1 protein-coding gene is annotated in these 263 nt (G+C 62.4%); it reads left to right on the top strand.

Going from position 1 to position 263, the window contains the following annotated elements; translation table 11 throughout:
* Positions 1-263, top strand: a 263-nt coding sequence (locus BTA51_RS29245) for an acyl-CoA dehydrogenase family protein (protein ID WP_210404978.1), incomplete at both ends; no start/stop codon positions are given.

Below are 263 nucleotides of genomic sequence, written 5' to 3'. Positions count from 1 at the left end.
ACCTGCGCGGGATGTCGGCTTCGGCACGGCAAGACGGCGGCGACTGGGTCCTGAACGGTACCAAGCATTTCATCAGCCATGCCGATATCGCGGGCTTCACCATCGCCTTCCTTGCCACCGGCGAGGAGGACACCCCGCGCGGCAAGAAGAAGAAGATCACCGCCTTCTTCGTCGACAAGGGCACCAAGGGTTTCACCGTCCGCGACGGCTATCGCAACGTCTCGCACCGGGGCTACACCAACTCGGTGCTGGAATTCGACGAT

The sequence above is a fragment of the Hahella sp. CCB-MM4 genome, assembly GCF_002260525.1.
In the GTDB taxonomy this organism is placed as follows: Bacteria; Pseudomonadota; Gammaproteobacteria; order Pseudomonadales; family Oleiphilaceae; genus Hahella.
Note: the sequence above shows the minus strand (reverse complement) of the source record. Positions and strands in the feature narration are given on the sequence as shown.